This window comes from Psychrobacter pacificensis, from assembly GCF_018336615.1.
Taxonomy (GTDB): Bacteria; Pseudomonadota; Gammaproteobacteria; order Pseudomonadales; family Moraxellaceae; genus Psychrobacter; species Psychrobacter pacificensis.
The window spans coordinates 2,080,856-2,102,449 of record NZ_CP048752.1 but is presented as its reverse complement, the minus strand read 5'-3'; the positions used below and the strand labels follow the sequence as shown (position 1 = coordinate 2,102,449).

Genomic DNA, 21,594 nt, shown 5'->3' with positions numbered 1-21,594 from the left:
AATAAGGCAGCATATATGGCTGCCTTTATTTTTATACTTGTTTATATATGAGTTTGTATATAACGACAAAACCTATTATGCACACTAGCTAATCGGTTATTACTGGCAAAATGAGGCATTTTAGGCTAAAATCTAGGCGATTTGAATACTCTGACGTCAAGAACTGATATTGATAGTGGTTGATTATCCTATTACAGTCACCACCTAGAGCATACACGACCTATCTTATTTATATCTCTTCATATTTTATCGATCATACATTACTGACCATAAGGATGTTTCTCGTGAGCAACGCTGATACCTTACGCCAATTACATCAAGACCACTTAAAAAACTACAACAATCAAGAGCAACAAGCCATTGAGCTTATGGGGCTATTGAGCAAGCTCTATAATGAGCAAGACGTACAAGTGACTTTGTTTGGCGAAACGCTAGACGCTACTTCAGTTGGTCAAATACTTGGACTACATCAAAAAGCAGCATTGCGCGACAACGATGCCAACGCTATCGATATCGCTGATACTCTAGCGATGGTAAAAGTTATCTCAGAAAACACTGATATCCAAGCTACTCGTATTGATGTTGGTCAATTGATTGCTAATGATACCGATGTACAAGCCGCTCTACAGTCTATCAACAACGCTGGTGCCGTGAATGGCGCAACAGACGTCGTACTATATGGCTTTGGTCGTATCGGTCGTATCTTGACCCGTCTGTTATTGTCACAAGCGTCAAGCGCAAAAGGTTTGCAGCTAAAGGCAATCGTCGTACGTCCAGCCGCTGCTGGTGACTTGGCTAAGCGTATCTCATTGCTTGAGCGCGACTCAATTCATGGTAGATTCTTAGGTGGCATCAGTATCGATGAAGACAATAACGGCATGATCGTTAATGGTCGTTTCGTACAAGTCATCTATGCCAAAGACCCAAGCGAAATCGATTATACTGCTTATGGTATTAACAATGCGCTAGTTATCGATAACACCGGTATTTGGAAAGACGAAGCGGGCCTTGGTAAGCACCTACAGTCTACTGGCGTGAAAAAAGTACTCCTAACAGCACCTGCTGGTGGCGATATCAAAAACGTCGTTTATGGTGTGAATAACGACACCGTTGGTGATGACACAATCGTGAGTGCTGCGAGCTGTACGACCAATGCGATTACACCGACGTTAAATGTACTAAACGATGAGTACGGTATCGTAAATGGTCATGTAGAGACTATTCACTCATTTACCAATGATCAGAACTTGGTTGATAACTATCACAAAGCAGACCGTCGTGGTCGTAGTGCGGTGATGAACATGGTTATCACCAGTACTGGTGCTGCAAAAGCAGTGGGCAAAGCATTACCAGAATTGAACGGTAAGCTGACGGGTAATGCTATCCGTGTACCGACACCAAATGTCAGCCTAGCAATCTTGAACTTGAATCTAAAGACCGCACCAGCAAGCGCTGATGCGTTGAATGAGTTCTTGCGTAAGATTGCTAACAGCAGCACGTGGCAGTCGCAAATTGCTTATACCGATTCTACAGAAGCCGTATCTACTGACTTTGTTGGTACGACCCATGTTGGTATCGTTGATGCCCAAGCGACTATTTTGACTGACAACCAAGCTATTGTTTATGTTTGGTATGATAATGAAGTCGGTTATAGTACTCAGGTATTGCGTTTGGCGACGCAGATGGCAGGAATCAGCTACGCTCAGATTCCAGCATAGATTACTAAATACAGTAGCGCAATAACGTTATACTAAGCCTCTCAAAGCATGGTCACTTTAAAGATTATGCTGCAATAGACTCTACTTTGCATAGCTTGGTATCACTTTAACTGTCATACTTAAACACCCGATAGTCCGATTGATTATCGGGTGTTATTGTCATAATGGGCATGACGTAACATAGCTTCTATAGATTGCTCATTTTGTCAGAACGATATAGCAAAACCTCAAAATACAACCGCTGGTTGTCACCAGTCATAGACTGGATTGTGAATTAAGGAACGTAAGATGCGATTTATTGATGAAGCCGTCGTAACGGTAAAAGCAGGTGACGGTGGTAACGGAATCGCCAGTTTTCGCCGAGAAAAATATGTCCCACGTGGTGGACCGGATGGTGGCGATGGTGGCAAGGGCGGAGATATTTATGTCATTGCAGAGGACAACACCAACACTCTAGTTGACTATCGCTATACGCGTCGTCATGATGCCATGCGCGCTGAAAACGGTCATAGCAGAAACTGCTCAGGCAAAGGATCAGATGATTTGTATTTACCAGTACCAGTTGGTACAACGGTCGTGGATACCGAAACTGATGAAGTACTCGGTGATTTGATTGAAATTGGCCAGACGCTATTGGTCGCTAAAGGTGGTGACGGTGGTCTGGGTAATACCCATTTCAAAAGCTCAACCAACCAAGCACCGCGTAAAGCCACGTCTGGTTTTGAGGGTGAGTTAAAAGTTCTTAAGTTTGAGCTAAAAGTTGTGGCTGATGTTGGCTTGATTGGTTTGCCTAACGCGGGTAAGTCGACCTTTATCCGTCAAGTCTCTGCTGCTAGACCAAAAGTGGCTGATTATCCGTTTACCACGCTAGTACCAAACTTGGGTGTGGTCGATATTGGTCGTCATCGTTCGTTCGTGATGGCAGATATCCCTGGTCTTATTGAAGGCGCATCAGAAGGCGCAGGACTTGGTATTCGCTTCTTAAAACATGTTGCGCGTACGCGTCGTCTGTTACACTTAGTCGATGTCAAGCCTGTTGATGGTAGCGACCCGGTCGAGAACGCCCGCGTTATCCTAAATGAGCTTGAGCGTTTTTCACCTGAATTGGCCAACTTACCACAAATTTTGGTATTGAACAAAATCGATCAGGTCAATGATGAAGACTTGAACGCGCTTTGTACACATATCGTGGCAGAGCTTGGTTGGACAGGTATGGTTTTCCGTACAGCAACCCTGACTGGTGAAGGTGTTGATGCAGTAAAATATCATTTAATGAATGATATTGAACTTGAGCGCGAGCGTGAAATAGAAGATCCTATATTCGCTGAAGCACAAAAAGAACGTTTTGAGCGTTTAGAAGCCGAAGTGCGTCTAAACACTGAAGCACAGCGTGAAGCATATCGTGCAGCTCGTAAAGCCGCGCGTGAAGGCTTAGATTTGTCCGATTTGGATGACGACGACGATGGTGTTGAGGTAATGTACGTTCCTTAAGCTAGTATGCTTAAGCGGTTATACTTGAATTGTGAATTTAATCCCTACAATCAATTGATATGAAAAAAAGGAGTTTATATGGCAGATGACATAGCAAACACGACCGAAGAAGCAAGATTTGTTAAACAATCTCGCAACTTTGATATTCAGCGCGTTATTGTCAAGATTGGCTCATCATTATTGACAAATAATGGTCGAGGGTTGGATCGTACTGCCATATATGAGTGGGCAAAGCAGATTGCTAAGCTGCACAAAAAAGGTGTTGAAGTGCTGCTGGTATCGTCAGGTGCCGTTGCTGAAGGTGTGGTACGTATGGACCTTGAGGAACGCCCTAAAAAACTGGCAGCATTACAAGCCTGCGCTTCTATTGGCCAAATGGGACTGATTGAAACATGGTGGTCAGCACTTATTCAGCATGGAATTCAAAGCTCACAGCTCTTATTGACTCATGATGACTTGTCCAATCGTAGCCGTTATCTCAATACCACAGGCGCGCTCACGCAACTATTAGAATGGCGTGTGCTACCGGTCATTAACGAAAATGATACCATTACCATTGATGAGATTAAATTTGGCGATAATGACACGTTGGGTGCGATGGCAGCCGCGATGGTTAATGCAGATTTGTACATCATCTTAACCGATCAAGAAGGCGTGTTCACTGATAACCCACGTGACAATCCTGATGCCAAGATGATTCGTCAAGAACGTGCCATGGCCGATTATTTATTTGATATTGCAGGTGACGGTGGTAAGCTTGGACGCGGTGGTATGTTAACCAAAATTCGTGCTGGTCGTCTTGCAGCAATGGGTGGTTGTCCAACCGTTATTGTGAGCGGTGCTATCGATGATGTGATCACTCGTGTTGTCTCAGGTGAGGCAGTCGGTACATTATTGACCACCAACGAAGAAGATAAAATCATCGCTCGGAAACAATGGCTTGCCGCGCATTTGCGTATGTCAGGTAGCTTGGTCGTTGATGCAGGTGCCGCAAAAGCATTGACTGAGCATAACAGAAGCTTACTGCCAGTAGGCGTTGTAGAAGTTCGTGGCGGCTTTGATGAAGGTGATGTGGTAGAAATTGTTCATCAAGACACTGGCGAGCGTATAGCCGTTGGGCAAGTAAACTTCTCATCGCATGAGGCGCACCGTGTTGCCCGTGAGCGTACAGAGAAGTTTGACAAAATCTTTGGTAGTAACGAAGACCGTGTGGTGATGGTGCATCGTGACAATCTTGCGATAACTGTATAACGTATTCATGATATAGCACGGCTGTTTTTTATAGCTTATAAATATTTATTGTTATTTTATTCAACCTATTTTATCCAGCACAGTATCTATTTATAAATATGGATACTATGTTGTTTTGGAGATTTGTACATGAGTGCTTCAGACAAGAGTGACTCGATTCAGCAGCAATTTGCACCACTAAAAAATGACAGGCTGCTACGTGCATTACGCTTTGAGCCCATCGATACCACGCCAGTTTGGATGATGCGCCAAGCTGGTCGTTACTTACCAGAGTACAAAGCCACTCGTGCTGAAGCCGGCGACTTTATGAGCCTGTGCAAAGATACAGATCGTGCTACTGAAGTGACGCTCCAACCGTTACGTCGTTATGACTTAGATGCCGCGATCTTATTTAGTGACATCTTGACCATTCCTGATGCCATGGGATTGGGTTTGTATTTTGAGACTGGCGAAGGTCCTAAGTTTAAGCATCCAATTCGCAAGCAGGCTGATCTTGATAGATTGCCAGTACTTGAGCCTAATGATTCTCTTGACTATGTAATGCGCGCCGTGACCAGCATTCGCAAAGCGCTAAATGGTCAAGTGCCTTTATTTGGGTTTTCTGGTAGTCCATGGACGCTTGCGACGTATATGATAGAAGGTGGTAGTTCAAAGGATTATCGTTATACCAAAGGCTTTTTGTATAGCGATCCTGATTTTTTACATCAGCTATTAGATAAGCTTGCGACTTCGGTCATTGACTATCTCGATGCACAAATTGTGGCCGGAGCTCAGATCGTACAAATATTTGACAGTTGGGGCGGGGCGCTTGGTCATCGTCAATTTATCGAGTTTTCGCACAATTACAACAAGCGTATCGTGGCTGAACTAAAGCAACGCCATCCACAAGTACCAGTGGTATTATTTACCAAAGGTGGCGGATTATGGCTTGATATTCAGGCTGATAGCGAAGCTGACGCTTTAGGTTTAGATTGGACGATGCCGCTTGACCGCGCGCGTCAAGTACTGACTGAGAGTCAGCGCGAGTTAACCAAAAAGCATAAGAAGCTACAAAGCAGCAAAGCCATTCAAGGCAATTTAGATCCGGCAACGTTATACGGATCACCCGCCACTATCCGCTCTGAAGTGAGTGCGATGCTTGATCGCGCCTATGCTAATGGCGAAAAAACTGGCTACATTGCAAACTTAGGTCATGGTATTACCCAGTGGGTGAATCCTGACAATGCCAAAGTCTTTGTTGATGCGGTACATGACTACAAGATCTAAAAGCCACGGTATTTAAAGCTATGCTATGGTATTCAAAGCCATAATATTCAGAGACGGTAGGATTGACAGACTGGTTTTATGTCTATATGGCTTTGTAAGCTAGATAAAAATATAGAATTTATTAGATATAATGAGTGCTTACTAAGAATAAGGATAATTTATGATTTCAGCAGCGATTGTCGGTGGTACAGGTTACACAGGTATTGAGCTTATTCGCTTACTATCTGCTCACCCTGAAGTGTCTATTGATTTGCTAACCTCGCGTAGCGAAGCTGGCACTCGCGCTGATGAAATCTTCCCAAGCTTACGCGGTATCTCAGATATTGTTTTCAGTGACTTAGGTGACAATACGCTTGGGGCATTGCAAAAATGTGATGTTGTATTTTTTGCGACGCCGCATGGTGTTGCGATGAAGCAAGCAGAAGCGCTGACCCAAGCTGGCGTAAAAGTCATCGATTTGGCAGCTGATTTTCGCCTGCAATCATTGACGGAGTTTGAGCACTGGTACAAACAATCTCATGCTTGCCCTGAGCTGTTGAAGACAGCAGTTTACGGGTTGCCTGAAATCAATCGTGATAAGCTTGCCAGCGCTTTATTAGTTGGCAACCCTGGCTGCTATCCGACTACTGCGATTTTGGGTTTAAAACCTGTTATCGAAGCACAAAATGAGCAAGCAGAAAGACTAGTCGAGTCTCGCATTGTCATCGATGCCAAATCTGGTGTATCAGGTGCTGGTCGTCAAGCGTCACTGGCACTTAATTATGCGGAAACAACGGATAATTTTAAAGCTTATAGCGTTGAAGGTCATCGCCACTTGCCGGAGATTGAGCAGGGTGTGGCGCAGTTACTAGACAGTCAGTTTACACATCGCATTCGCTTTTTACCGCACTTAGTGCCTATGATACGCGGTATGCTGAGCTCAATTCATATGGAGCTGACCGATGCAGGTGCGGCTATCGATTGGCAGCAAGTGTTTGAGGACAGCTATGCATCAGAAGGTTTTGTTGATGTCATGCCAAAAGGTGTTTATCCAGACACGCGCAGTGTGCGTGCTAGTAATCGTCTACGTATCGCAGTACATCAAGACAACGAGCGTGCTGAGCTGACGGTCATTGTGGTGCAAGACAATTTGGTAAAAGGTGCCGCAGGGCAAGCTGTCCAGAATATGAATGTGATGTTCGGCTTTGATGAGTCGATGGGACTCAATTTTGCACCTATCGTACCTTAATGCTGGCTTTTTTGTCGCTAAGTCATTCATATTTATGGTACTAGGTATTGATTATAAATTCCGCTATAATAACTTGCCTTTACTCTTAAGAGATACCATCTAAATGCGTGTTAAACTTGAACGACGCTTTTTTTTAAAGTCATCACGTCTATCGTGTCAAGATTCTGTTCTATATGGCTTGGCGTGCAAAACGCATTCCGATAAAAATAGTAATGGCTTTATGAGTGATATCGGTAGCACTCAACGAGGCGCGTCTACATTAGTATTGGCTTTATTTGTAGTAGTGATATTAGTGACTGCCGTGGCTGGATTGCTATTCGGACATAAGCTGGGCTATCAGCGTGGTTTTCATTCGATGGAAACGCAAGCTCAGCAAGCGATTATCGATGGTAAAGAAGCGACAAAAGCGCTAGAAGATTTGCGTCTTAGTAATAAAATCGCGACCAATCAAGCCGCGACAGCCAAGCAAGAGCTGGCCATAAGTCTCGCAAATCTAAAAGAGCTGCGTGAAAATCAACAAGCTCTGACGGTAGAAAACAGGCAGGTCTCACAGCTTAATGAGATATATGCTGATGTGATTGCTGAGAAAGGTGGCATGCCGCTACAAATATTGGGCGCTAAGATTGAACCGCTGCCCGAAAATGCTTTTGAGTATGGTTTTGATATTGGTATGCTCAGTAGCGACGGTCAAGCCAAACGACTCCAGCCAACCTTGACGTTACTCAATAATGATGACCTTGTAGAAGTTCCCTTAGATCCTGCAAGCTATGCGATCGAAGGTATTGTTCGTATACGCGGTCGTTTTATAATGCCCTCAGGTTTTAAACCTTTACAAGCAAAACTAAGCTTGCAAGCAGGTGGCCAAACAGTAGAGCAATTGTACGATTGGAAGCTCGGTGATAAGGTTGATAACATGCTACCATCACTTTTAGACTTGCCAGAAGTTGATGAAAGCCCGATTGTTCCCTAGATACAAGTCTTAATAAATACCAAACAGCGATGATATAGTTGAAAACAAAGCACCATGTCTATATATAGTCATAGTGCTTGATATTTCATCGCCTGCCTAGCTAATCTCTCTTATTCCAAACTTACCTTATAATTATACTTTGATTATGATGAAAAAAATGATATTACAAGCTACGCCAACGGTTGCTGATTGGCATTTTCCAAATATGCCTGCTCATCGCGCACAGGACGGTGATACAGAAGGTGAAACGTCACCGCAAGCAGATGTGCTGGTTGCTGAGCCAGAAATTGCTAAACCGCCTATGTATGCGGTGGTTATGTATAATGACAATTACACGCCAATGGAGTTTGTCGTCTATATTTTGCAGTCAGAGTTCCGCCATAGTATGGACTCTGCGGTCGAAATTATGCTAACGATTCACAATAGTAGCAAAGGTATTGCTGGTATTTATCCCAAAGACATCGCTGAGACCAAGGCCAAAAAAGTAAATAGTTTGGCACATCGTGAGGGCTATCCACTATTAACCCAAATTGAGCCACATCAAGGCGAGTAAAAGGATAGCAAGACACTATATCTTATTCTCACATCAGCTCTCATTGCCATACCTAATCGTTTTTTGTTCTCATCCAGTTGTTATAGCAGCTCACTCTCAAAGTGAGCTAAGCCATCTATTTTTACAGCCTCGCTTTAGATACCCGTATTTGATTAAGCATGTCAGTGATTATATCGCTCTTATAGTCTTGATTTTATTGTAATATATCCTTATATACTAACTAGGCTTCTCAATAATTTTTATAACCTTTCGATCACTCGTTATTAATATCCTCGTTCATCTACTTATTTTTTATCCACATTAGCTCTTTAAGCTTCTCGTCGCTCTCACATTCTTCGTTATGTACTCGTAGTATGCTTTGATACACTTTAGTCTGCGTTAATAGATTGACTCTGTCGAAGTATCGTGTTGATATAAAGAAAAGCGACTATGAATTATCACAATCACTGCTAACTGATAGATAGATTACAGCATTCGTCACACAGTCTATGGTCCAAATGATATATCCATGATTTTTTAATTATACGAATCTTACTCTTGAACAATCGATCTATCGCCCTGATTTACTTACTAACTCATTCATAAAACTATCAATTATAAAGATAGATATAACCGTAGGAAGTTGTTATGTTAAGTCGTCATCTTGAAGTTTCTCTACGTTTAGCAATGACGCTTGCGCGCCAAAAATCGCATGAGTATCTTACTGTTGAACATTTATTATTGGCGCTATTAGAAAATACTCACGCTGCCAATACCCTAACTGCCTGTAATGCCAATATATCGGCACTGCGTACTGAGCTTGAAGCTTATATCAATAAGCACACGCCAACTGTTGATGCAGATACAGATCAGTCACCGCAGCCAACGCAAAGCTTTGATCGTATTTTGCAACGCGCTATTTTTCATGTGCAGTCTATAGGCGGTGGTCGATTGGTAGAAGGCTCTGATATTTTGGTTTCTATGTTCTCAGAGCATGATACTTATGCCGTTTATCTGCTCAAAAAACAAGGTATTAGCCGTCTTGAGCTGACCCAATATTTATCACATGGTCAAGACAAAGAAGAGCCATCTGAGCAACGTGCTTCTATGACTGGTGAGCGCCGCAGTGCGTCTGAAAAAACCAGCAAAGATCCACTGGTTGAGTTTGCAACCAATTTAAATCAGCGTGCTGCTGAAGGCGAAACAGACCCACTCATTGGCCGCGCTTCTGAAATTGAACGTGCCGCTCAAGTTTTATGTCGCCGCCGCAAAAATAATCCATTATTGGTCGGTGAACCAGGCGTTGGTAAAACCTCTATCGCCGAAGGTTTGGCGTGGTTGATTATCAATGATAAGGCACCCAAGCCACTTAATGGTTGCGTGATTTATAGCCTTGATATCGGCTCGCTTATTGCTGGGACGAAATATCGTGGTGATTTTGAAAAGCGTATGAAATCGCTTCTTGATGCGCTGAAGAAAAAGCCCAATGCTATTTTATTTATTGATGAGATTCATATGATCATTGGTGCAGGCTCGTCAATGAGCAGCAATATGGACGTATCTAACCTTATCAAACCTGCCTTGGCTAATGGTGAGCTGCGCTGCATTGGTTCAACGACCTTTACTGAGTACCGTCAAGTGTTTGAAAAAGACCATGCACTATCACGTCGCTTCCAAAAAATCGATGTGAAAGAACCAAGTGTAGATGATGCCGTCGATATCTTGCGTGGCCTCAAGCCTCGCTACGAAGAGTTTCATAATGTGGAATACACGGATGAGGCATTAGTGACTGCTGTACAGTTATCAGCCAAGCACATTCATGAGCGTTTTTTACCCGATAAAGCCATTGATGTGATCGATGAGGCAGGTGCGTACAAACGTCTGGGTGTGGTACCTGATGTAGAGGATATTGAAGCTGAAGAGAGCTTTATTGCAGATTTAGAGCAAGACTTTGATGTACAGATTGATGCTGATGTCGAAGGTATCGATAGCGATGCAGACAGTGATAATGAGATGCAAGACGAAGCAGAGACGGCAAAGGCAAACGACCGTGCTCAGTCTGCCGATGGCCTAAAATCTGCTAAAGCGCAAAAGCCACCGATGAAAATCGATGTCGCTGATATCGAAGCCATTATCGCTAAACTGGCACGCATTCCGCCCAAGTCGGTATCGAGTGATGACAAGAGCATTCTTGAGCACTTGGATCGTGATCTTAAGCACTTAGTGTTTGGTCAAGATGAAGCGATTACCACGCTTGCTGATGCAATTAAGCTGTCTCGTGCAGGACTAAAAGCACCAGATAAACCGATTGGCTCGTTTATGTTTGCAGGGCCGACAGGGGTGGGTAAAACGGAGGTCTCTCGTCAGCTGGCCAATCTGTTGGGTGTAGAGCTGGTACGCTTTGATATGTCAGAGTACATGGAAGCGCATACGGCATCACGTCTGATCGGTGCGCCTCCAGGCTACGTTGGTTACGATCAAGGTGGATTGTTGACTGAAAAGATCAATCAACATCCGCATTGCGTACTGCTACTTGATGAGATTGAAAAAGCGCATCCTGATGTCTTCAACTTGCTATTGCAGGTGATGGATCATGGTACATTGACTGATAACAATGGCCGTGTTGCTATCTTTAAGCAAGTCATCATTATTATGACAACCAACGTTGGTGCTGATAGTATCAGTCGCTCTTCTATGGGCTTTACTCAGCAAGATCATAGCCGCGACAACACTGAGGCGCTCAAGCGCGTCTTTACGCCAGAGTTCCGAAATCGTCTAGACGCGATTATTCAGTTCAATCCACTAGATACTTCAGTGGTTGTGTCAGTTGTTGACAAGTTCTTGGTTGAGCTACAAGTACAGCTTGATGATAAGCAAGTCACATTAGAGATTGATGATGATGTGCGTGATTATCTGGCTGATAAAGGATACGATCGCCTTATGGGTGCACGTCCAATGCAGCGCCTGATTCAGGACGAGATCAAAAAGCCACTGGCAAATATGATTTTATTCGGTGACTTGGTGAATGGCGGCGTCGTTCATTTGACTTTAGCCCCTAAAGCCGACAATACGCAAGACGATGATACAGTGAAGTTAGATAAATCTTCGCAAAAAGGTTCACCGGATAGTCGGATTGTTTTGACTGTGGTCGAGACTCATGAGCCACGTTCAGACTCTGAGTCAGTGGCTAGCTAAAACATTTAGTTTGGATATAAGAGTAACGGCTATCGCAACATTACGGTAGCCGTTTTTTTGTTGCTATAATTCATCAACAAAGCTCATAAGGTTTTTTGTTACTATTAGTCTTTAAAATAAGCCAATCACTAAGCATTCATTTCATAATAAATATAAAAGGATATACCATGGAGCTGTTTGACGAGCCGACAACCAAAACACCAGAGCAAAAACAAGCCATTTTAGACAATGTCCGTCTGCCAGAGGACTGGAAGGCGGCATTAGCAGATGAGTTAACGTCCGAAAATATGGACAACCTACGCGCATTTTTGAAAGAAGCTTATCAGTCAGGGGATAGCATTTATCCGCCCGCGCCGTTGATGTTTAATGCGCTTAATCTCACGCCTTTATCGCAAGTTAAAGTGGTGATTTTAGGTCAGGACCCTTATCATGGGCCAGGGCAGGCCATGGGATTGTCATTCTCTGTTCCTAAAGCGATTCCTAAGCCGCCATCATTAAACAACTTGCTTAAGGAGATGGCAGATGACATCGGTATCGCACCCTCAAAACATGGTGACCTAACTTACTGGGCGCAGCAAGGTGTTTTGCTACTAAACAGCTCACTAACTGTGCGAGAAGGCGAACCAAACAGTCATCAAAATAGGGGCTGGGAGCAGTTTACCGATGCAGTCATTGACGCGGTCAACGAGCAGACAGAACATACCGTATTTATTTTGTGGGGCAGTAAAGCACAAAAGAAAGGTAAGTATATCGATACCGACAAACATCTTATTTTGACCGCCGTGCATCCTTCGCCGTTGGCTGCCAACCGCGGTGGATTTTTTGGGACAAAGCCATTTTCTAAAACCAATGACTACTTGGTGCAGTATGGCCGAACGCCCATTGACTGGCAGCTACCGCAATAAATGCTAAATACTATGAATACAACTTTAGCGCCTTATTTGTCAGCGGCGAGCGAACTTGAGGGTATACCATTTGCATCCCTTATGTTTTGGACACTGCAAGATGGTAAATGGATGCAAGAAGCGCTTAGACTAGCAAGCCAAGGCGCTAAACTGGGTGAAGTGCCAGTAGGCGCTATATTGGTGCATGATCAGCAGATCATTGGTCAAGGGTTCAATCAACCGATTGGCTGCCATGATGCGACGGCACATGCTGAGATAGTTGCGTTAAGAGAGGCCTGTCAGCGTCTACAAAATTATCGTCTGCCACTACAGACAACTTTGTACGTGACACTAGAGCCTTGTACGATGTGTATTGGCGCGCTTATTCATGCACGTGTTGATAGGCTAGTATATGCGGCGAGTGAGCCACGTGCTGGCATGGTAGGCAGCCAGATGGACTTATCAATGCAGCCTTTTTATAATCATAATATCCAAGTTCATAGAGGATTGTGCAGTGAGCATAGTAGTCAATTGCTAAAGACGTTTTTTCGTGAGCGTAGGCGATTAGCGAAACAGAATAAAAGCAGCGTTTAATCCAAAATGATTAATAAATAAGATATCAGTTTGGGCGCTAGTGGTAGCGATGATTTTTTGCTATAATATCGCCCTATTTGGTAGCGAATTTTTTAGCCTGCTATCAAGCATTTGATATACTAGTAAATATTGCTTCATTGCTATTGCATGACAGCTATACGGGTAACAACTATTATTGAGTAAGTATTATGACCGTCTCCGTATCTGATAACGATCTACTCAATAAAAACGATAGTGTAAACCATTCAGCACGCTATCCGGTTATCTGTATCGATGGGCCTAGTGGCGCTGGTAAAGGTACGGTCACATGGCGTTTAGCTCAAGTGTTGGGCTATCAGCTATTAGACTCTGGGGCGCTATATAGAATCGTAGGACTCAAAGCATTCGAAGCTGGATTGATCACAGCAGATGCCAGCCATCCAATCGATGAGTCGGCAGTCTTAGCGCTTACTAAGAGCTTAAAGATAGCTTTTGTCCCAAATAATGAGTCAGGGCGCGTAGATATCATCGTAAATGGACAAGCGGTAGGTGATCAGGTACGTAACGAGACCGTAGGCGGCTATGCTTCACAAATCGCGGTGTTTCCAACAGTCCGTCAAGCGCTGCTTACGTTGCAACAAGATATGGCGACACGCTCAGGGCTTGTCGCTGATGGTCGTGACATGGGAACCGTTGTATTCCCAGATGCCGATGTGAAAGTATATTTGACGGCGAGCGCGGAAGCGCGTGCTGAGCGCCGCGTGACCCAGCTAGTTAATGCTGGGCAAGCAGCAGATTTTGACTCGATTTTGGCGACGATTAAAGAACGTGATGATCGTGATGAGAACCGTAGCACCGCACCATCGAAACCTGCAGCAGATGCTTTGTTACTTGATAGCTCAATGCTCGATGCTGATGCGGTTTACGAGCAAGTAAAAAGACATTGTCAAGATAAAGGGCTGTTTTTTAATAGTTAATAAAAACAACATATTAAGTACTAAAAAATTTCCTATAGTCCCTGTTTTTAATGTAGAATTGTACAGTTGGAAGTTAGTGTTTTTTAACGATTAGTTATTTATTAGGCTAGGTTGATAAAATTTTGTTTGATAGAATAAAGTAAGACAGTTGTTGTTAGTAAGTTTAAATATGCGCTTATTAACAACAAACGTTTTTATATATGATTGCATAAGATATAAAACCAGTATTCTCGTTTTATGCAATCATAAATTTGATCCGTACTGTGCTGGACAGGATACGGCTATACAAAGGTAGACATAATGGAATCATTTGCTGAACTATTTGAAGCGAGCATCGAAGAAACAGGCCTAGATATCGAGCGTGGCTCGGTGATTAACGGTACTGTTGTGGCCATCGATAGCGATTGGATCACAGTAGATACTGGTCTAAAATCTGAAGGTATCGTCGCTCGTGAAGAGTTTTTAAGCGAAGAAGGCGAACTTGAAGTTGAAGTTGGCGATAGTGTTGATGTCGTAGTTGAAGCGGTTGATAACGGCATGGGTCAAACCTTGCTGTCACGTGAAAAAGCTAAGCGTGTTGAAACTTGGAACTTCCTTGAAAAAATCGCTGACAATGATGAGATCGTAAAAGGTATCATCTCAAGCAAAGTTAAAGGCGGTTTCACTGTAGATATCGGTTCAGTACGCGCGTTCTTACCAGGTTCATTGGTAGATGTACGTCCTATCCGTGATACAACGCATCTTGAAGGCAAAGAGCTAGAATTCAAAGTCATCAAACTTGATCAAAAGCGTAATAACGTTGTTGTTAGTCGCCGTGCAGTTATGGAAGCTGAAAACTCAGCTGAGCGCGAAGAGCTATTGAACAAGCTTGAAGAAGGCATCGAGATCGAAGGTATCGTTAAGAACCTTACTGATTACGGCGCGTTCGTTGATCTAGGTGGTATCGATGGTCTATTGCACATCACTGACATGGCATGGCGCCGTATCAAGCATCCATCTGAAGTTGTTGAAGTTGGTCAAGACCTAAAAGTTAAAGTATTGAAGTTTGACCGTGAACGCAATCGCGTAAGCCTAGGTCTAAAACAACTTGGTACTGATCCTTGGGACAACGTTAGCGGTACTTACCCAGTGGGTAGTGTTGTTAAAGCTCGCGTAACCAACTTGACTGATTATGGTTGTTTCGCTGAGATTTCTGAAGGTATCGAAGGTCTAGTACACGTATCAGAAATGGATCACACCAACAAAAACATCCACCCATCTAAAGTAGTTCAAGTGGGCGATGAAGTTGAAGTAATGATCCTTGATATCGATGAAGAACGTCGTCGTATTAGCCTAGGTATCAAACAGACTCTAGCTAACCCATGGGATGAGTTTGATAAGAAACATGAGCGCGGTGATAAAATCACTGGTACGATCAAATCAATCACTGATTTTGGTATCTTTATTGGTCTAGACGGTGGTATCGATGGTCTGGTTCATTTATCTGATATCTCTTGGAACGAAACTGGCGAAGATGCTATCCGTAATTACAACAAAGGCGACACCGTTGAAGCAATGGTATTGTCTGTAGATGCAGAAGCTAACCGTATCAGCCTAGGCATTAAGCAGTTGAGCTCTGATCCATTTAACGAATACCTAGTCGCTAATGACCGCGGTGCTATCGTTAATGGTAAAGTGAAAGAAGTAGACGCTAAAGGCGCTACTATTGAGCTTGCTGACGAAGTTGAAGCTTATCTACGCGCTTCTGAAATTCAACGTGACCGCGTTGAAGATGCAACTAAGCATCTTTCTGTCGGTGATGACGTTGAAGCAAAAATCATCAGTGTTGATCGTAAAACACGCAACATCAACTTGTCTATCAAAGCGAAAGACGAAGCTGAAGAGCGTCAAGCGATTAAAGATCTTGGTAGCACGAACACAACTGCCGCTGCAGGTTCTGATGCACAGCCAAAAACGATTGGTGATTTGATCAAAGAGCAAATGCAGTAAGTTGTAAGTTATTGATATAAAAGTAATATAAAAAAAGCGACTTCGGTCGCTTTTTTTATGATTAAGTTTTGATATTTGTATTAATAGGTAAGATTTTTGGCTAAATAAGGAAACTCTTATTCCTATTTTCCTCAATATCCGCTATCATTTGCAACATTGAGTAACGAGATGTGAGCGACAGTGTATTTAGAGTTGCGATATGACTCGTGCAAATAGACTATTCTGATATGAGCTATTAGTGTTTCTGTTGATAATACTGTTTTGACTTATTATCAGTTTATCCATCAATCAACAAGGCAAGCGTAATAATGCAGCAAGCGATTAACAAATCCGAATTTATCAGTAATTTGAGTGCGAATTGTGACAACATGGCAGATACCATCGTTGATGACGCCGTTCGCGAAATATTAAATTTGATGACCCATACTTTAGCCAATGATGGCCGAGTCGAGGTTCGTGGGTTTGGCAGTTTTTGTCTACATCATCGCCGCGCTCGTGTCGGACGCAATCCTAAAACGGGGGAGAGCGTACCAGTTCCTGCCAAAGCGATTCCACACTTTAAGCCAGGTAAAGCATTACGTGAAGCAGTCAATGATAAAGTAGCACACAGCTAATATTCATTAATGATTGACTGACCAAAAACTATCATTCCAACCTGAGGTAACTGTCTCATGCGCTTTTTATTATTCGTATTGCTGTTTTTGAGCTTTGCTTACTCGCTTGGTCTGGTATTGGCAAATAATACCGAGGTCGGGGTCAATTTACTGTTTTCGCAAGCGCCTACAATGAATTTGGGACTACTGCTCATTCTATGTCTAATACTCGGCATCATTATTGGTATTCTATTATCATTGCTTATATTCCGCGTACTACAGAATAAGTGGGAAATCTCACGTTTGCAAAAGGCAAATGCAAATCTACAAGAGCAATTGAATCAAGCCAATGTGGTGATTGACCGTCAGGCTAATGCGCCAACCGTAGATGAGGCTGTCTATGGTGCCAGATCGATTGATATGCAAGACAATACAGACACGCATCTAAATGAAGGTGGTACGTTGTCTAAGCGCAAGCGAGATTAAATTGCTCGGCCATAGAAATGGTTGTTGATTTTGAAAATACAGTGCTCGAATAATTCTGATATGCGGCAAAACCATGAATAATATGATTAACTCTCCCGTCATTGTTGCTTTAGACAATATGACTCTGCAAGCATCGTTGGCATTAGCTGATCAATTGGATCCAGCGTTATGCCGGCTCAAAGTAGGTAAAGAGCTATTTACACGCTGTGGTCCCGATATTGTAAAGGCACTGCATCAGCGTAACTTTGAGGTATTCTTAGACCTGAAGTTTCACGATATTCCTAACACTACTGCTCAAGCGGTACTAGTTGCTGCCGAGCTTGGTGTATGGATGGTCAATGTTCATGCTAGTGCAGGTCTAGAGGCTATGTCTTTGGCAAAACAGCGTTTAATAGATAATAACCTTGATACATTACTCATCGCGGTGACTGTATTGACCTCTATGGACAGTGACGCATTGATGCAAACGGGTATCACTGATAGCTTAGACGTACAGGTGAGCCGATTGGCACAATTGACCAAGCAAGCTGGGTTAGATGGGGTAGTATGCTCTGCTCAAGAAGCGAAAACGCTTAAAGCGTTATGCGGTCAAGATTTTAAATTGGTCACACCAGGCATTCGACTAGCAGACGACAATGCTGATGATCAAAAGCGTATCTGTACGCCAAGTCAAGCATTGTTAGATGGTTCTGATTATTTGGTGATTGGACGCTCAATCACTCAAGCCAAAAACCCTGCCGAGAAGCTAAATAGAATATTACAAAGCATTTAAGTTTTAATAGCAATACAATAAAAAAGACAGCCTAAATCGCTGTCTTTTTTTACTTTTTTCAGACAGAAAAAAGCTGTTACACTACCTGAGAGGTTTTATAAGTAGGCTGATCTGCAACCAATTATGCAGCCTATTAAAAGGAGTGCTGGCCTATTAAAATACGCTAACGTTACCGATTGGCTGATAATGATACTATTGGACGATATTGAATTATATGAAATTACAAATACTAAGTGACTTACATATTGATAGTTATGCACGCCAGTCACGCCCTATTGGGCATATTCCTAAAACTGACGCAGATATCGTGTTAGTAGCGGGAGACACTGCCAACAGCGATAGAGGGATGCCGTGGTTACAAGAGCAGGCAGCACGCTTACAAGTTCCTCTGATCACAATCTCAGGTAATCACGAATATTTTGACGAAGATGTGCTAAGTTTTGACCAAAAGTTGGCGACTTGGGACAATTATGATGCTGCCTCTAACAAAGGGGTTTGTGTCTTACAGTGCCAGTATATTGATATTGGTGATATACGAATCTTAGGTTGCACACTGTGGACGGATTATCAATATCATGCCAATGAAGATACTATGGCTGCTGCTAGGCATTTTATGCGTGATTATAAGCAGATATATGCAGGTAAAGAGATGTTCTCACCTGAAGTTTCCATGCAAATTCACTCAGAGCATCGTCAGTGGTTGCAGCAAGCACTAATCACTGCCAAAGCACTGGGCAAAAAAACGGTCGTCATGAGTCATCATAGTGTCAGTGCATTATCGGTGTCTGAAAAATATGCTAATTTACCAAGCAATGCTGCCTTTGTTAGTGATTTGTCTGGGTGGATGCATGAGGACTGGGCACCGACTTTGTGGGTGCATGGTCATACCCATGAAGCATTCGATTATCGAATAGGTAATACGCGAGTGATTGTCAATCCTAGGGCTTATCCTAATGAGATTAGCAGTACGGCGTTAGCATTTGCGTGGGATAAAGTTATTGATATCGGTTAGTTGAGGATCTATGTAGATAAGCCATGTTACTTATCTTCGCTTAGTTCTCTTAAAAACAAGCTCACTCCTTGTATGACAAGATATTTACAAGATATAGTGCAACTAGACTTGTCAGTTGTTCATTCCTATCAAAAAATCTGCTACGCTTGCTACTATGAGTAAATATCTTAATAGCACCTTATCAAAAGTCTCTGCTGACAAGCTTGCGAGTCACACACCAAGTGCGCCTGCGCCTTCACATCTGCCAGATAGTATGATTTCTTCGGTCAGACTATTACCTGAAAATGAGCGGCTGATTTTATTTACCAGACACTCTTTGCGTGAGCGTTCTGACGGCAATGGTTTTGCCAGCTATCAGTTGCCGCTGACGCCTAAAGGCCGCGTACTAGCTAAGTCTTGGGGTCGTTGGTTAGCAGGTCACCTCCCATACTCACTCGATGTTGATAGCATCTCAAGCCCCATTAAACGCTGTATCGATACGGCGCAGCTCATGCAGGAAGGAGCAGGTCTAAAGCGTGATATTACGCATCAGTCACTGCTGGTTGAGCCTGGTAGCCTCGTTACTGAACCTGAAATAGCGAACCCAATATTTAAAGAGATTGGTGTACTCAATTTTATCAATCGCTTTTTGCAAGGCAATCTTGAAGGCACCAAAAATGCTTATCAAGGTGGCCTTGATATTCTCTCGCTCTTTTATCAAAACCAGCCACAGCATGGGCATCTGATGCTGGCTGTCAGTCATGATACTTTGTTGTCTGCATTCTTAGCCGTGATGTTCGATGTGGAAGAGATCGATTGGAATGATTGGCCAAAAATGATGGAAGGGGTGTTCTTGTGGTTTGATGATAAACCTTTTGATCAGGCAAATGCGCATTTTATCTGGCGTGGTCAAGTATATACACGTCCGATTAGTTCATTGTTGAATGGGTATCGTGCAGCAGGGTATCACCCAAGTAAACTGCTATTACCACCAGGGGTGCAATGGACATAAGATTTCATCAAAAAATGGTAATGACGCTCCACTAGATATATATCGAGTAGGCATAAAAAAACCTTGCCCCAGTATGAGAACCAGTAGCAAGGTTTTAGTCATGACGCTATAAAAGCGTCATGCGGTCTAGACAAGACAAATCTTAAGCTTGTAGGCCTTTGATTGTTTTGTTTAGGCGGCTCTTACGACGAGCAGCTTTATTCTTATGAATAATACCTTTGTCAGCCATACGATCAATAACTGGTACCGCTCTGTTGTAAGCTTCGGTAGCCGCGTCATAATCTTTAGCTTCGATAGCCGCATCAACACGTTTTAAGTAAGTACGAACCATAGAGCGTTGTGACGCAGAGTTCTGACGACGTTTGGTGTTTTGACGGGCGCGTTTACGAGCTTGTGCAGTATTAGCCACGCGTATCTCCTTGATAAAGACAGATAAAAATATGAATGTTGATTGCAATAATGGGTTTAACAATCATCGGTGACGAGCAGCCGTCTCGTCAAACATGATGTCGATGTCTAATATTAAAGTATCTAATACAAATAGATCATCGCAAGCGCCAGAACTGTTTGGAATAATTAAACAGCGTTGACGTGTAAAGCCGGTTATCTTAGCAAATTATTGCGCTAAGGACAATATATTTGATGATTAATGCGTAAAGAAGTACTGTAAACTCATGAATTTTGGTTTATTAAGGTATCTAAATCAATAGCAGACATCAATAGGCGCAACTGATTGATAAAATCTCTTACAATATATCATACATAATAGCGTCAGTTATTCATGAACTTAGGTATGATATCCTAATGGTAGGCCTTGATATAGGTTACTTTTCATCAATATAGAACCTCTAACGTTATATAAGTGGATAGGGTATGCAGCGAAAAGCAATTGTGATTGGCGCAACAGGATTGGTAGGGCAGCATTTGGTAAAACAGCTGAGTGAGCTCTATGATACATTGATTGTGATCGCTCGGCGCCCGCCACGCTATATTAATGCCAGCATGCGTTTTTATCAGGTTAATGACTTTGATAATCTCTCTGAAGTGTTTGCGAGCGTTGGTGCGGATCGAACGACAGATGCCTTTAGTTGTCTTGGCACCACCAAAAAACAAGCGGGCAGTGATGAGGCTTTTCGAAAGATAGACCATGATTACAATGTTAACTTTGCTAAGCTATGCCGTGACAAAGGGGTAGAAAACTTTTTTCTACTTTCATCCATGAATGCCGATATTGACAGCCGCTTTTTGTACAATCGAGTCAAGGCAGAGACGGAGCAATCTATTACGGCACTAGGCTTTGGTCAACTGGTGATATTTCGACCGTCGTTATTACTAGGCAAGCATAAAGGGCGTCCACTCGAGAGCATTGGTCAAAAAGCTTTTAAGCTTATCTCGCCTTTAGTCTCAGAGTCACTCTCATTACATCCTATCTCGGCTAAGCGCGTCGCTAGTGCAATGGCGATGAGTGCTCATGAGCTCTATCATCGTCGTAAATACCGTACAGAACCCCAGATTGAACATACAGAGATCATTGAAAATAAGAAGATGCTTGCAATGACTCGCGTGAAAAAATAAAGCATTATTTTTGAGTCAAGACTACAGCCAAGTATGACCATGTATTACAAGATCAAGCAGCTTAATCACTCATAATAAGGAGTAAAAAGGA

19 protein-coding genes are annotated in these 21,594 nt (G+C 42.9%); 18 read left to right on the top strand and 1 reads right to left on the bottom strand.

The genetic code is table 11. The features are described 5' to 3' along the window. Positions 1 to 275: 275 nt before the first annotated feature. The 17 genes from GYK50_RS08840 (at position 276) to GYK50_RS08760 (ending at position 19,928) form a co-directional block, all read left to right on the top strand. Positions 276 to 1,718: a glyceraldehyde-3-phosphate dehydrogenase gene (locus GYK50_RS08840; RefSeq protein ID WP_212563713.1), complete on the top strand. Its 1,443-nt coding sequence runs from the start codon at positions 276 to 278 to the stop codon at positions 1,716 to 1,718. Between the two features lie 288 nt (positions 1,719 to 2,006). After that, positions 2,007 to 3,209: an Obg family GTPase CgtA gene (cgtA, locus tag GYK50_RS08835; protein ID WP_058024205.1), complete on the top strand. Its 1,203-nt coding sequence runs from the start codon at positions 2,007 to 2,009 to the stop codon at positions 3,207 to 3,209. A 78-nt stretch (positions 3,210 to 3,287) separates the two neighbouring features. Next, a complete protein-coding gene (gene proB, locus GYK50_RS08830) occupies positions 3,288 to 4,460 on the top strand; it encodes a glutamate 5-kinase (RefSeq protein ID WP_058024204.1) in 1,173 nt (390 codons plus the stop codon). A gap of 129 nt (positions 4,461 to 4,589) precedes the next feature. Continuing rightward, positions 4,590 to 5,726, top strand: coding sequence for a uroporphyrinogen decarboxylase (gene hemE, locus GYK50_RS08825; RefSeq protein WP_212563712.1), 1,137 nt, complete (start codon positions 4,590 to 4,592; stop codon positions 5,724 to 5,726). Between the two features lie 160 nt (positions 5,727 to 5,886). Next, positions 5,887 to 6,954: an N-acetyl-gamma-glutamyl-phosphate reductase gene (gene argC, locus GYK50_RS08820; RefSeq protein WP_071003502.1), complete on the top strand. Its 1,068-nt coding sequence runs from the start codon at positions 5,887 to 5,889 to the stop codon at positions 6,952 to 6,954. 220 nt (positions 6,955 to 7,174) lie between these two features. Then, a complete protein-coding gene (locus GYK50_RS08815; RefSeq protein WP_284719219.1) occupies positions 7,175 to 7,924 on the top strand; it encodes a hypothetical protein in 750 nt (249 codons plus the stop codon). A 157-nt stretch (positions 7,925 to 8,081) separates the two neighbouring features. Then, positions 8,082 to 8,477: an ATP-dependent Clp protease adaptor ClpS gene (locus tag GYK50_RS08810; RefSeq protein WP_083328960.1), complete on the top strand. Its 396-nt coding sequence runs from the start codon at positions 8,082 to 8,084 to the stop codon at positions 8,475 to 8,477. A 627-nt stretch (positions 8,478 to 9,104) separates the two neighbouring features. After that, complete coding sequence (clpA, locus tag GYK50_RS08805; protein ID WP_212563710.1) at positions 9,105 to 11,651, top strand: ATP-dependent Clp protease ATP-binding subunit ClpA; 2,547 nt, start codon at positions 9,105 to 9,107, stop codon at positions 11,649 to 11,651. Between the two features lie 167 nt (positions 11,652 to 11,818). After that, entirely contained in the window at positions 11,819 to 12,556 is a 738-nt protein-coding gene (locus GYK50_RS08800) for a uracil-DNA glycosylase (protein ID WP_212563709.1), read from the top strand. Between the two features lie 12 nt (positions 12,557 to 12,568). After that, entirely contained in the window at positions 12,569 to 13,129 is a 561-nt protein-coding gene (gene tadA / locus GYK50_RS08795) for a tRNA adenosine(34) deaminase TadA (protein WP_420070452.1), read from the top strand. Positions 13,130 to 13,317: 188 nt separating this feature from the next. Beyond that, positions 13,318 to 14,085: a (d)CMP kinase gene (gene cmk / locus GYK50_RS08790; protein WP_212563707.1), complete on the top strand. Its 768-nt coding sequence runs from the start codon at positions 13,318 to 13,320 to the stop codon at positions 14,083 to 14,085. A 300-nt stretch (positions 14,086 to 14,385) separates the two neighbouring features. Next, positions 14,386 to 16,074 (top strand): 30S ribosomal protein S1, encoded by a 1,689-nt coding sequence (rpsA, locus tag GYK50_RS08785; RefSeq protein ID WP_071003507.1) that lies wholly within the window; start codon positions 14,386 to 14,388, stop codon positions 16,072 to 16,074. Between the two features lie 308 nt (positions 16,075 to 16,382). Further along, positions 16,383 to 16,688 (top strand): integration host factor subunit beta, encoded by a 306-nt coding sequence (locus GYK50_RS08780; RefSeq protein WP_058024195.1) that lies wholly within the window; start codon positions 16,383 to 16,385, stop codon positions 16,686 to 16,688. Positions 16,689 to 16,745: 57 nt separating this feature from the next. Next, the gene (locus GYK50_RS08775; protein ID WP_071003508.1) at positions 16,746 to 17,153 is read left to right on the top strand and encodes a lipopolysaccharide assembly protein LapA domain-containing protein; all 408 of its coding nucleotides are present in this window, start codon (positions 16,746 to 16,748) and stop codon (positions 17,151 to 17,153) included. A gap of 73 nt (positions 17,154 to 17,226) precedes the next feature. Beyond that, a complete protein-coding gene (pyrF, locus tag GYK50_RS08770) occupies positions 17,227 to 17,925 on the top strand; it encodes an orotidine-5'-phosphate decarboxylase (RefSeq protein ID WP_093068898.1) in 699 nt (232 codons plus the stop codon). 214 nt (positions 17,926 to 18,139) lie between these two features. Then, the gene (locus tag GYK50_RS08765) at positions 18,140 to 18,937 is read left to right on the top strand and encodes a metallophosphoesterase (protein WP_071003510.1); all 798 of its coding nucleotides are present in this window, start codon (positions 18,140 to 18,142) and stop codon (positions 18,935 to 18,937) included. 154 nt (positions 18,938 to 19,091) lie between these two features. Further along, positions 19,092 to 19,928: a histidine phosphatase family protein gene (locus GYK50_RS08760; RefSeq protein WP_212563706.1), complete on the top strand. Its 837-nt coding sequence runs from the start codon at positions 19,092 to 19,094 to the stop codon at positions 19,926 to 19,928. 142 nt (positions 19,929 to 20,070) lie between these two features. Here GYK50_RS08760 and rpsT read toward each other — a convergent pair whose 3' ends face one another. Continuing rightward, positions 20,071 to 20,337: a 30S ribosomal protein S20 gene (gene rpsT, locus GYK50_RS08755; protein ID WP_071003512.1), complete on the bottom strand. Its 267-nt coding sequence runs from the start codon at positions 20,335 to 20,337 to the stop codon at positions 20,071 to 20,073. 464 nt (positions 20,338 to 20,801) lie between these two features. Between rpsT and GYK50_RS08750 the strand changes: the two genes are divergently transcribed. Beyond that, positions 20,802 to 21,503 (top strand): NAD-dependent epimerase/dehydratase family protein, encoded by a 702-nt coding sequence (locus tag GYK50_RS08750; protein ID WP_212563705.1) that lies wholly within the window; start codon positions 20,802 to 20,804, stop codon positions 21,501 to 21,503. The last annotated feature ends 91 nt before the right edge of the window (positions 21,504 to 21,594 follow it).